The following is a 12124-nucleotide window of genomic DNA, read 5'->3' as shown; positions in this document are numbered from 1 at the left end:
TATTCTAAGATAGTTTTTTTATGTCTTGTTTTTCTTTCGTTCGGCTCTTTTCTGCTGACGTTCGGCTCTTTTTTCCCTGCGCTCCTCTTTCTTATCCTTAATCACTTCCATTGCCTTTTCAGGAGTTTTCACCGGAACGGCTCCTAATCCGGCACTTTCCCTCATGCCAATAAACACGCCTTTCCATAATAAATTAAAGAATGAAGCTGCAGGGGAGCGCTCAAAGATGACATTTGCGGTTCTTGGCGCTTCACCTTTTGAAGGATTGGCATCTTCAATCAACAGGTTATTGGCTAGAAATGACAGCAATCCTTTTTTCTTCTGCGGAGCTCCATCCTCTCCTTCTTTGAGTAGTTTTACTTTCAGATCTGTATAATAAAAATGAACTTTTCCTTTGGAGCCTCTCGTATTTCCATGAATGTCGAAATCTACTTTTTGCATTTTTCCGGATTCAATTTCTATTAGCCCCAGGGGTATGGAAATGGCGTTTAAGTCGGTCAGGTTCATCGGGGCTACTGCTCCGGAATAGTGGAACGCACCTTTAGGGTCAGTCAGACTGAAATCAATCCTGATATTTATCCTGGATTTTTTCATCACCAGGGCAGTCAGATTGGCGACCGCATGGTTGTTTTTTACCACGCTGAGAGAATCATTAGTCACATGGAGAATTTTCCCCTGTAAATTCTGGAAGTATATTGTCCCTTTTTGCTGACTGATTGGATTGTATTCGGTATAGGCCAGGTCAATATTATCAATTTTCAGGGTATCCACAATTGTCGGGAGTCCCAGCCGTCTTAAAGCCATATGAGGGAAATTCCTTCCTTTATCCAGATTTGGTGGAGGGGGCATTTCCCTGTTTAAGAAGATAGCAGCCTTTGCGGGGCCGATAGTTATTTTTTTCGCATGAAAGGTTCTTTCGTCATAAAAGCCGGGGAAGTCCAGCCCGGTCAGACTGATCTGATCGAAGTCCAGGTTATAGCGGTCTTTTCCATATTTGAACATCCGGCTAAAGGCCAGATCAGGATATCGTGGCGTCATCTTAAAGCCCTTGATCAGTAAGGTTCCTTTGGCCGCAGATCCGGATATCGTATCCACTTTTGTGAGGTACATTTTATCTTTGGCCTGGTAGCCGTTAACTTCAAAAGAAATATCTTTTGCATAGTAAAACCTGGTGGTATCAAACTGGGAAATGGAATCTATCAGGAGGTCTCTTACATTCAGGTTTAATTTTTTAATGCGGTGTAATGGCTGACCACTGGCACCATCGATATAATCAAAATCGGCATTTACAATACGGATGGCATCAATATCGAGGGATTTCAGGCTTTTAGCCAGCAGCTGATAAACGGTCTTATTGCTGGTATCTTTTTTCTTCTTTTTCAATTGATAATTCATCATATTGATGGAAGGCTGATCGAGGACAATGCTGTTGATGTGGATGGTTTTATTGAAATATGCTTTGACCATGCCGAGGTGGTTTACCTGAAGCTTTTTTACTTTCAATTGAAACAGGTGGATCGGTGCTTGTTCTATTGCTTTGAGCTGATTGAAAACTGCGGTGTCAGGACTCAGGCTCACTTCATCCAGCGAGGCTGTTCCGGTAAGTAGATTGAGGTGGATATCTTTAAAATTCAGGACATAAAGACCCGCAGAGCCTTGTTGGATTCCTGATTTCAATTTTTCCGAAATCAGCGGTTTCCATCTGGCACTCAGGTAAAGTGCGGCTGCTCCGAGGAGGACAAAGATCAGCACTAAAACACCCGACAACCACTTCCACCATGTCTTTTTTCCTGATTCCTCTTGTTTCATACGCTCCTTGTTTACAGATGTACTGCAATATCGAGGCCATAATTGATTGGTTAAAGTTCGCTGGCTTTATACCTCCCGGCAACCACATCGACTGCATAGAAGTAGCCTTGTGCATTTCCAGTCAAATTTCCGGTGGCATTGACCGGCACCGCAGAGAATAATCCACTCCAATCTGTTTCCATAAACACATCATATAGATATTTGGCATAACGTTCAGAAAGGGAGAGTTTATAAATGGTGATATAATCGTCTTTACCCAGAACAAAGTTTCTTTTCAGATTATTTAATGGGTATAAAGAATTAGGGGAACCCAGGAAATGGGTATAGCTATAATACTTCGACTGGTCGAACTTTCCCGGATTCCATAAAGGAATATCCAGGTAAGAAATCATCCATTTATTAGGGTTAAGATAGCCAAAAGTATGTTTTGGGATAGTGCCACTATAGACACCATCCCCAATGGACTTCGTGGATAGCGGCAAAAAATCATCTACAATATTGACCACTAGTCTTAAGGTATCCACAGCAGTATAAGTTTGACCGTTGTACACTACTTTTAGGGTATAAGCACCATTATAATTGGGGTCGTTTTTATTGGTCGCCGTGTACACACCTGCAGTAGTGGATTCTTTAAAGATCATTTCTGATTTACCATCATCAACGGTAACTACCGCTTTGGAAATGGGCGTAGGCTCTGCATCTGCACTGAGCGCGGGTTTTGACAGGCGGATATACTGCGTAGAGAAACGGGTATTGATCCCGCCTTCCACAGAAAGGTCGTATTGGCGTTTAGGGCTCAAAAACCGGTCGTCCAGTGTTTTTTTACAACCGGAAAGTCCAATTAAAAGCAACATGCCTATAATAAAATGAGCTCCTTTCATCCTAAATTTTAAAACTATAAGCGATCCATGGATAGAATCCCAAACTATATTCAATACTACTCTTTTTTGCCTCAAAAGAAGAAGAATTCAAATGATAATATAAAGGATTTTTACGGTTATAAAGATTGTAAACACCAACAGACAGGATGCTGGACAGGAATCGCCGTCCTGGCATTCGGGTTCGAAACTGATACTGTGCAGAAACATCCATTCTGCTAAATACAGGAAATCTGGCTGTATTTCTTTCTTCAAAAACCGGCACGTTTAGACCATCATGTTGGTAAAAACCGACAGGAAGCGTTAATGGCCTGCCTGTTGAATAAATAAAGAATCCCTGAAAGGACAAGCGTTTATTCAGCTCATATTTGGTGGTAATTTTCAGCTCATGAGGAATGTCATAATTGGCTACAAACTCTTGCCCAAAATTGAGGTCTGCGATTTTCCGGAACACCCTGGAATAGCTATAAGCCAGGGTACCTGAAAACCGGCCTTCTGTCTTCGTCACTTCCAGTTCCAGGCCGTAAGCCCTGCCACTTCCTGCTTTGAGCTGCTTTCTCACTTCTGGATTCTTGATGATCTGGGCATGGTCAATCAATTCCAGCTGGTGGTCCATAAACTTGTAATAAGCATTTGCAGACCAGATATACTGATTAGGAACATATCGGTAGCCCAGGGAGAAATAATCTGAATGTTGTGGTTTAATCGTTTTTGAGGCTGGAATCCAGGGTTCCAGGGAAGAAAAGGCCAGGGTACTATTTTGAATCAGCTGCAGGTATTGATAATTCCGGTTATAGGTAAAAAAATAGCGCTGGTCTGCTGTCGGAAGATAGCTGAAATTTAGGCGCGGTTCTGGATTTACAAATAACTTTATCTCATGTATTTTCAACCTGTTTCCTTGTGGGTCAAACACATTATTACGCAGCTCATTATTTTTAAACAGGCTCAGGCGAAGGCCGTAGTCCAGTTCAAAATGTGGACTTAAACTGAGGCGCTGGGCATAATACAGTGCAGCCTCGAAGCTCTGGTCTCCACGGATATTAAATTCATCATTTGGCGATTGCTTTACCTCTCCGGGGTTGAACATATGATAGATACCAGATCCCCCAAATTTAATCTGATTCAGTGGGCTGAGGTAATACGTATAATCTGCTTTCAGGGTGACATCTCTCACCCGCGTTAGCCACTGTGTTTTTTGCGATAAAGTATCTGCATTCAGGTCCAGCACATTATTGTAATTGCTATAGATCAGAGATACATTCTGGAAGATGGTGGAGTTAAAAACATGGTTCCAGCGAAAGGTGGAAGTCAGGTTTCCCCAATTGTTGGTATAGGCATTTTCAGAAAGCAATTTATCTTTTCCGGCATATACAGAATAGAAAATGGTATTGTTCTGATTGAGCTTATAGTTCGCCTTGGCATTGATGTCGTAGTAAACAGAAAAGGGATTAAACAATTTAAATTTGCTACGAAAAACGTCCAGCAGACTTCTTCTGAAGGCGAAGATAAAAGAGCTTTTATCCTTTACGATAGGTCCTTCAGCGGCGATACGGGCAGAAAGGAAATTGAGCCCTCCGGTTAAATGAAACTCTTTATTGTTCCCTTCGGTCATGCGGTTGATCACGACAGCCGAAAGTCGGCCCCCAAAATTTGCGGGGATGTAATCTCTGTAAACCTGGACATTATTGACCACATCCGGATTAAAAACGGAGACCAGTCCATATAAATGTGAGGGATTATAAACAATGGCCTCATCCAGTAAAATCAGATTCTGATCGGAATTCCCTCCTCTTACAAACATTCCGGAGCTGCCTTCCGACAATGCTTTGATGCCATTCTGCATTTGCAGTTTTTTCACCACATCAATTTCTCCGGCATAATAAGCGGCATTATTTAACTGACTGGCGCCAAAATTCTGCTCATTTAAAAGAATTGGATTTGGGTTAATGTTACTGGATTTGATTTCAACTTCCTCCAATCGATTGGTCTTTAAAGTAAGTTCCAGATTGAGTTGGAGGTCCTGATCTAAGCGAATATTTTCTTCCCTTGTTTGAAAACCGGTATTGGAGACCAGTAGCTGATGGATGCCTTCGGAAATAAATAGAGAAAAGAAACCATATTGATTGGTATTGATGCCCAGCCCCAGGTGGGGAAGATAAACAGTAGCGCCAATCAACACCTCTCCACTAGCCTGGTCACGAACATGGCCACTGATGGTCCATTTCTTTTCTTTCAGGGGGCTGATCACGATATCATTCCCCACCAGTTTAAAGCCCAGATTAGTTCCAAACAGGACCTGACTTAAAACCTCCGACAATGGGGTTTGCAGAAAATTCAGGGGAATTGTTCTTTTATTTCGCAATAAATCCGGGTCAAAGGCAAAGCTACATTTTGCTTTTTCTTCTAACAGGTGTAATACCCTGATCAGGGAGTCAGCAGGTCTTTGAATACTGACAGGCTGACTTAGTATCGTTTTATGCTGCGCGAAGGCAGCAGATGTACTAACCAAAAAGAACAGTAAAAAGAGGCTAAAGATCCGCGAAGAGAAAGTCATTATTTTACGGATAAAACGAATTTACCACCGGCCTTAGAAAGCTTACAATCTAATGAGGCAGAGATTACTTCAAGCGCATTATCCAGGTCCTGATACTGTAGTTTAGCAGTCAGTTTTCTATCTTTCAGGCTTTGTCCTTCGATCTCAATCTTCGTCTGGTACACTTTTTCCAGCTTTTGAACCACCTCTTGTAGTGGAACTTCTGTGAAAACAAACCTTTTGTCGAGCCAGGCTTTATAATTAAGATCCGGATTATCCAGGGCAACCAGGGTTTTATGTGTTACATCATAAACACCTAGTTTCCCGGCAGTCAGATTCACCTTCCTGGCGGTACCAGATTCCCGGAACTCCACTTCCCCTTCTTCTACGATAACCGTCGATTGCGCATCGTTTCTACTGATATTAAAGCGTGTTCCAATATCTTTTGCTTCCATTGCGCCCATTTCCACTCTAAACTGTGAGTCGGAATTGGCGGCCACCTGAACAAAAGCTTCTCCTGTTACCAGCACCAGTTTACGGTCTGCCAGGAAATTATTTTTGCTATAACTGATGATTGTTCCGGCATTAAGTTTCAGGTCTGTCCCATCCGGAAGCACCACATTGCTGAGCACTGCTGTTCCGGTATTGATCACAACATCCTTATTTTTCCAAAAAAAGTAGCCATAACCGAGTGTTGATAAAATCAGTAATGTAGCGGCGATTTTCATCCAGAAATAAGGCAGGGTTTTATTTTTTATCAACTTCAGTGGCTGATCTTTTATGCGGTTTTCTGTTGTATTTTCTATAACTACAGGAGATGCCTGCTGGTTAAGTTTCTGATCCAGTATAGTCCAGGATTGATGGGCATCAACCTCATGGCGTTCCACCAATTTATCCAGGTTGGTCTGCAAGCCATGAAATTCCTGATAGAGTGTTTCATTTTCAACAGCATCCTTCCTCCATTGATCGAGGATTATTTTATTTTCCGCACTAATTGTTTCTTCCAGATCTTCTATGATCAGAGAAAAAATAAACGATTCATTAGCTTCATTATTATTCATAGCAGGCGGTTTATCGTAAAATCACTTTTAGCATCAGAAATATCGACATCAGTATTGCTCCGGATTTCGCTAGCTCTACTCTCAATTTCTGAAAGCCATAGGTCAAATGGTTTTTAACAGTTTTCAAAGAAATATTCATCTGATCTGCAATTTCCTGTTGTTTTAATTTACCAAAGCGGCTGAGGTACATTACCTCTTTGCATTTGGGCGGCAGCAATTCCAAAGCCTCCTCCAGATTTCTCAACAGTAATTCTTCCTCATTGCGTCGGTCGTCTTCCGGATTTTCAGGCTGTTGAAGGCTAACATATCCTCTTTGCTTTGCAGCATTCCGCTTTTCCTTTTTCAGGAAGTTGAGGGAGGCATTTACAATTGACCTGAACAAATAACTTTTCATCGCATACTGAATATTTAACTGACCGGCTTTATTCCAAATATTAATAAACAAATCATGTACAATTTCTTCTGCAGCTTCTGTTTGCCCTACATACCTGAAGGCCAGGGCAAACAACTGCCGGTAATACTTTTTATAAAAGGCTTCAAATACCTTTTTATCTTTATTTCTGATGGCATTCATCAGCAACAAATCATCATCAGGAGCGGTATTCATCGGGTCATTGCTCATGATCTGCCTTTAAATTTGTTTCAAGGTAAGAACTCCTGAAACTTCAGGTGATCGTTGCAAAGTATTGATGACTACAAACCAGTACCCCTTCAACAGATTTCGCTCTTGCAGCGGAGTTAATACAATTACTCCTGACAAAGGCCCCGGTTTAGTTGTTTCCGCCGGCAATTTTATCTCCTGTATTAAGGTCCCCTTTGAACCTTTTACGCCATTTCGAAAACTGATCTGCTCAGGAACAATAGCGTCATACTCCAGAGAATAGCTTAATAATTTACTCCCCTCATCATATTTGCCTTTCAATACTGCTGTACCTTCCGAATCCGTATTCGCACCTTTTTTATCTATTCTGGCGGTAACCACATAAGACCTTACAGGGGGTTTAATTTTCTGACTGCTTTCCGATTGCTTTTTACAGCCTCCAAAAACCATGACCATGCATAACACCCCTATTTTGAACAACGTAAACCCCTGACCTTTAACACCCCTCATATTAGTATTTTAACAGGCAACTAAAATACTAATTTATTAAAGATCCGTAGGGTTACATTTTATTAATATATAAATCCATATTGAAAAGATCTTTTGGTGTAAAAATTCTTATAATAACCCCGCAAAGAAAACACCAGATAACGGCGCATAACATTCCTCACCCATGCAAATTCATTATTTATGTGATAAGGAACCAATCCCTCTACAGAGATTTTAATTTGATTTTCTGCAATAGAAAGTGCGTGTACATAAGGTTTGTAAATATGTTTGATCTGATTTCTGCCCAAATGATATCCGGCTGGTGCAATCATATAGCTATTGTTCGAAGAATAACTAAAGCCATGATAATGATAGAATACCAGATCGAATTCCTGATTTCCGGATAAAACCTGTCCCTTTGATTTCCCTGATTTAAGCTTAAAGGCATACTGTTGAACATTCCATGGCGCGATACCGGCACCCAGATGCTGACAAACATGTACGCAGCTGAATCGCGTTGTCCAATCGTCCAGATATTTCTGATCTCCAAATTTACCGTCCTCCATCCTGGCATAGCACCATTCTAAACAAGCAGAAACCCACCAGTTCAATACTTCCATCCCTTCTTTTGTATTTTTAAAGGTCATAAATTGCACACAGTAAATCCCACTTGTGCCAGACTGGTCATAACAGGGCGTGTACCGATGTTCCGTAATCAGCACTGATTTCTCCCCCATCTCTTCGATTAAAACCTGTGGATTGCTAAAAAAGAGCAGGTCAGCATCCACATAAGTGCAATGATCCAGTTTAAAATGCTCAATACAATGCTTAATTGTGTAAGAACCGGCAGTCCAGCAATACTCCTGCTCCGTACGCGTTGGTTTTACCGCCAATAGCGCTTCATTTTCAAATTCCTGCAGGGAGATGATGGTTGCTTTTGGCAATGCCATGTTTGACAATGCTTCATAGCAATGGGAATCAAACGCAAAGATATACAGGTGAAAATCAGGGCAAAATTGCTCGAGAGAACGATACATTGCCAAACCACGGGAAAAATAAGTAGTATTAAAAAGTGTACAGAAGTTAAGCATATATTGATTTGTTTTGAAAGTAAAAACCTTTGTCGTAACCCAGTTCCTGCCCATTGATTTGCATGGTTTCTTCTCCTTTTACGTAGGAGGTAAATTCAGCGACCAGCTGGTAATGATCCTGAAAATGGTTCAGAAAACGGGGCTGATTAAAGAACCAGGAGGGATAAGAAGCCTCATAAATTTCCGGCGGCACAATTTGCAAGGTGAGTCGATCCTGATCACCATAATGAAAGGCGGTACGGTCGAACAGTAAAAAAGGAAATTGATAACTGGCCAGCTGACTCAAAAACTCATGGGGTTCTTCCAGATATTGTGTTACTGAAGAGAGCACCACCAGGTCGATCGCATTCGCTTTCTGGCAATCGGCTATGCTGTGGTAAAACTTAAGCCGGTCGTCTTCAAAATGTTCTTTTCCGGTGGCTACGTAGTGATCCTGCTCTACCACATTCCAGCTGGCACAGATTTCCGGTGTTAAAAATTCTTTAATCTGGAAATAGGTACTGCCGAGTGAACCTCCAAAATCAAGCACATGAAGTGGTTTCTTTTGGAGTGCAGCGCTATGCAACAAAAAAGAGATTAATGGAAATGGATATTGTTTCTCATTAAAGTTGACTGAGTCTCTTTCATATACCGCTTCCCCGTTTTTCACTTTCAGAATGGCTGTTTTTGTTTTTTCAAGAATCACTCCTGCGTCATATCCGCTGGTTTCTGCGGCTACTTCTGCCCAGGAGGAGTAATCACCGAACCATCCATACAATTGCTTAGGACTTTTTGCGAAGAGGCTTTTAAACATATTTAGAGGGATTTTAATCAATTTTACCTCAAGGACAACCGATCATTAAAAAAGTCCTATAGGTTTCCCGGAATATTTCATAAAATTTTCTTTCCGTTTAAGACCCTGCCACTTTGTCATTTCTGAAATTAATTGTGTATTTTTGGAACCCAGAAAAATGTTAACCATTTATGATTGATTTACAGCTTACCGATAAGACACACGATGAAGAGCGCCAGGGCGAGGCTTTAGTTATTGATGCACCAGAGGTCCTTAATGGCCGAAAGTTGTACATTGAAAGCTATGGCTGTCAGATGAATTTCGCAGATAGTGAGATTGTGGCCTCGATTTTAAAAGATCAGGGTTTTGAGACCACTAGTGATTATCACGAAGCAGATGTAGTATTTATCAATACCTGCTCTATCCGCGAAAATGCGGAGCAGAGAGTCCGCAACCGACTGTCGCAGTTTTCTGCGGAAAAACGCAGAAACCCGAAATTGGTGGTTGGCGTTTTAGGGTGTATGGCAGAACGTTTAAAATCAAAATTTCTGGAAGAAGAGAAATTGGTGGATATGGTGGTTGGCCCTGATGCTTACCGCGACCTTCCTCAATTGATCAACCAGGTGGAAGATGGCCATAAAGCCATCAATGTGTTGTTATCACGCGAGGAAACTTATGCGGACATTAGTCCGGTCAGGTTAAACACCAATGGCATCACTGCCTTTATTTCGATCATGCGTGGTTGTGATAACATGTGTTCTTTCTGTGTAGTTCCATTCACCAGAGGACGCGAGCGTAGCAGAGATCCTTACTCGATCCTTGCAGAAGCACAGGATTTATTCGACAAAGGCTATAAAGAGGTGACCTTACTTGGACAGAATGTAGATTCTTACAAATGGAAAGGTGCCGATGCGGAAGAAACTGCGGAAATCGAAGTGAATTTCGCACAATTACTGGAAAAAGTAGCTTTGATCAGTCCTGAGTTAAGGATTAGATTTTCTACTTCACACCCTAAAGACATTACTGACGAGGTATTATATACCATCGCCAAATACGATAACATCTGTAATTATATCCACCTGCCAATCCAATCAGGAAGCACCAGGGTATTGGAATTAATGAACAGAACTTATACCAGAGAGTGGTACATCAATAGAATCGAAGCCATCAGAAGCATTATTCCTGGTTGCGCAATTTCCTCAGATATCATCGCCGGCTTCTGTACAGAAACGGAAGAAGAACATCAGGAAACATTGAGCATCATGGATTATGTAGGTTATGACTTTGCCTTTACCTTCTCTTATTCTGAAAGACCAGGTACACTTGCTGCAAGAAAACTGGCAGATGATATTCCTGAACCCGTGAAAAAACGCAGGTTAGCGGAGATATTATTGAAAGCACAGGAAACTTCTTTAATGCGCCTACAACAATTTGTTGGAAAAACTGTTAGAATTTTAGTGGAGGGTACTTCCAAAAAATCTGATCTTGACCTTTGTGGTAGAAATGACCAGAATGCGATGGTAGTTTTCCCTGCAACGCCGGGTGTTAAAGGTGGTCAATATGTGAATGTTTACATTGACCGTTGTACCTCTGCAACCTTATTAGGAACCATTGCCGTTGAAGTACCTGAAATTGTTTAATCAATAAAGACAAATTACTTTGGACATACAAGACATTAAAAACCGGTTCGGCATCATCGGAGGTTCTCCGCTATTGAACCGTGCAATAGATATCGCCAGACAAGTTGCGCCAACAGACATGTCTGTACTAATTACGGGAGAAAGTGGAAGTGGTAAGGAGGTTTTCTCCCATATCATTCACCAGATGAGTACCCGCAAACATGGTGCTTTTATTGCGGTCAACTGTGGAGCTATTCCGGAGGGAACAATAGATTCAGAGCTTTTCGGACACGAGAAAGGCTCTTTTACCGGTGCTCATGAAGCCCGTAAAGGATATTTTGAAGTGGCCAATGGAGGAACGATATTTTTGGATGAGGTTGCTGAATTGCCATTAGGCACGCAGGCACGCTTGCTGAGGATTCTGGAAAGTGGCGAATACCTGCGCGTAGGTTCTTCTAAAGTACAAAAAACTGATGTCAGGATCATTGCAGCGACCAATGTTGACGTTTATAACCGCGTTAAATCTGGTAAATTCCGTGAGGATTTATACTATAGATTGAATACAGTGCCTTTGCGCATTCCTGCTTTACATGAGCGTAAGGAAGACATTTACCTTTTGTTCAGAAAATTTTCTGCTGATTTCAGCGATAAATACAGAAGTCCGGGAATTCAGCTGGAACCAGATGCGATACAAATGCTCAGCAATTACAGCTGGCCGGGTAACGTCAGACAGCTGAAAAACATTGCCGAACAAATCTGTGTATTAGAAAAAGAACGTAATGTAACGGCTGCGGCCTTGCTAAACTATATTCCGAATGAAAGTGCGACCAATTTGCCGATGGCAATCAATGGCAGTACTAAGGAAGACTATACCGAGCGCGACATCCTTTACAAGGTGCTTTTCGACATGAAAAAGGACATGATGGAGTTGAAAAAACTGGTTGCGGAGATCATTCAAAGCGGCGGAAATACTTCCCATGTCATCGCAGACAATACGCATTATATTAATCAGCTTTATCAGGAGGTAGACCAAACGGTTAATGAGCCTACGTTTACCATTAAGAAGCCGGTTCAGAATGCGCCTTTAGATTATAATTATACGCAGGAAGCGGAAGAGGTGGAAGAGTCTTTGTCGCTCATCGATAAAGAATCTGACCTGATCAAAAAGGCATTGAAGAAACACAAGGGAAAACGCAAGTTTGCGGCACAGGAACTTGGTATTTCGGAACGTACGTTATATAGAAAGATTAAAGAATTGAATTTAAACTAGA

The 12124-nt window shown here is 41.5% G+C and carries 10 protein-coding genes; 2 read left to right on the top strand and 8 right to left on the bottom strand.

The features are described 5' to 3' along the window. Positions 1 to 18 precede the first annotated feature (18 nt). The 8 genes from OQX61_RS04360 to OQX61_RS04325 form a co-directional block, all read right to left on the bottom strand. Complete coding sequence (locus tag OQX61_RS04360) at positions 19 to 1809, bottom strand: hypothetical protein (RefSeq protein ID WP_265840457.1); 1791 nt, start codon at positions 1807 to 1809, stop codon at positions 19 to 21. Positions 1810 to 1859: 50 nt separating this feature from the next. After that, complete coding sequence (locus OQX61_RS04355) at positions 1860 to 2690, bottom strand: hypothetical protein (RefSeq protein ID WP_265840456.1); 831 nt, start codon at positions 2688 to 2690, stop codon at positions 1860 to 1862. Between the two features lies 1 nt (position 2691). Beyond that, positions 2692 to 5241, bottom strand: a complete 2550-nt coding sequence (locus OQX61_RS04350; RefSeq protein ID WP_265840455.1) for a TonB-dependent receptor — start codon at positions 5239 to 5241, stop codon at positions 2692 to 2694. Continuing rightward, on the bottom strand, positions 5241 to 6281 hold the full coding sequence (locus OQX61_RS04345) for a FecR domain-containing protein (RefSeq protein WP_265840454.1): 1041 nt from the start codon (positions 6279 to 6281) through the stop codon (positions 5241 to 5243). Before OQX61_RS04345 ends, OQX61_RS04350 begins: the two co-directional genes overlap by 1 nt. Before the next feature lie 10 nt (positions 6282 to 6291). After that, positions 6292 to 6903: an RNA polymerase sigma-70 factor gene (locus OQX61_RS04340; protein WP_265840453.1), complete on the bottom strand. Its 612-nt coding sequence runs from the start codon at positions 6901 to 6903 to the stop codon at positions 6292 to 6294. Positions 6904 to 6912: 9 nt separating this feature from the next. Next, on the bottom strand, positions 6913 to 7392 hold the full coding sequence (locus tag OQX61_RS04335; RefSeq protein WP_265840452.1) for a hypothetical protein: 480 nt from the start codon (positions 7390 to 7392) through the stop codon (positions 6913 to 6915). 62 nt (positions 7393 to 7454) lie between these two features. Then, positions 7455 to 8462: a glycosyl transferase gene (locus OQX61_RS04330; RefSeq protein ID WP_265840451.1), complete on the bottom strand. Its 1008-nt coding sequence runs from the start codon at positions 8460 to 8462 to the stop codon at positions 7455 to 7457. Further along, a complete protein-coding gene (locus OQX61_RS04325) occupies positions 8455 to 9255 on the bottom strand; it encodes a TIGR04325 family methyltransferase (protein ID WP_265840450.1) in 801 nt (266 codons plus the stop codon). The genes OQX61_RS04330 and OQX61_RS04325 overlap by 8 nt, the downstream gene beginning before the upstream one ends. Before the next feature lie 170 nt (positions 9256 to 9425). Between OQX61_RS04325 and miaB the strand changes: the two genes are divergently transcribed. After that, complete coding sequence (gene miaB / locus OQX61_RS04320; protein ID WP_265840449.1) at positions 9426 to 10874, top strand: tRNA (N6-isopentenyl adenosine(37)-C2)-methylthiotransferase MiaB; 1449 nt, start codon at positions 9426 to 9428, stop codon at positions 10872 to 10874. Positions 10875 to 10893: 19 nt separating this feature from the next. Beyond that, positions 10894 to 12123, top strand: coding sequence for a sigma 54-interacting transcriptional regulator (locus OQX61_RS04315; RefSeq protein WP_265840448.1), 1230 nt, complete (start codon positions 10894 to 10896; stop codon positions 12121 to 12123). The last annotated feature ends 1 nt before the right edge of the window (position 12124 follow it).

It is taken from the genome of Pedobacter sp. PLR, assembly GCF_026239675.1.
In the GTDB taxonomy this organism is placed as follows: domain Bacteria; phylum Bacteroidota; class Bacteroidia; order Sphingobacteriales; family Sphingobacteriaceae; genus Pedobacter.
The sequence above is the reverse complement of the archived record's forward strand: the minus strand, read 5'-3'. Positions and strand labels throughout refer to the sequence as shown.

Bases quoted from the DNA above. Each gene is read 5' to 3' on its own strand.
- OQX61_RS04360 (WP_265840457.1), bottom strand. From the start codon at position 1,809: ATGAAACAAGAGGAATCAGGAAAAAAGACATGGTGGAAGTGGTTGTCG.
- OQX61_RS04355 (WP_265840456.1), bottom strand. From the start codon at position 2,690: ATGAAAGGAGCTCATTTTATTATAGGCATGTTGCTTTTAATTGGACTT.
- OQX61_RS04350 (WP_265840455.1), bottom strand. From the start codon at position 5,241: ATGACTTTCTCTTCGCGGATCTTTAGCCTCTTTTTACTGTTCTTTTTG.
- OQX61_RS04345 (WP_265840454.1), bottom strand. From the start codon at position 6,281: ATGAATAATAATGAAGCTAATGAATCGTTTATTTTTTCTCTGATCATA.
- OQX61_RS04340 (WP_265840453.1), bottom strand. From the start codon at position 6,903: ATGAGCAATGACCCGATGAATACCGCTCCTGATGATGATTTGTTGCTG.
- OQX61_RS04335 (WP_265840452.1), bottom strand. From the start codon at position 7,392: ATGAGGGGTGTTAAAGGTCAGGGGTTTACGTTGTTCAAAATAGGGGTG.
- OQX61_RS04330 (WP_265840451.1), bottom strand. From the start codon at position 8,462: ATGCTTAACTTCTGTACACTTTTTAATACTACTTATTTTTCCCGTGGT.
- OQX61_RS04325 (WP_265840450.1), bottom strand. From the start codon at position 9,255: ATGTTTAAAAGCCTCTTCGCAAAAAGTCCTAAGCAATTGTATGGATGG.
- miaB (WP_265840449.1), top strand. From the start codon at position 9,426: ATGATTGATTTACAGCTTACCGATAAGACACACGATGAAGAGCGCCAG.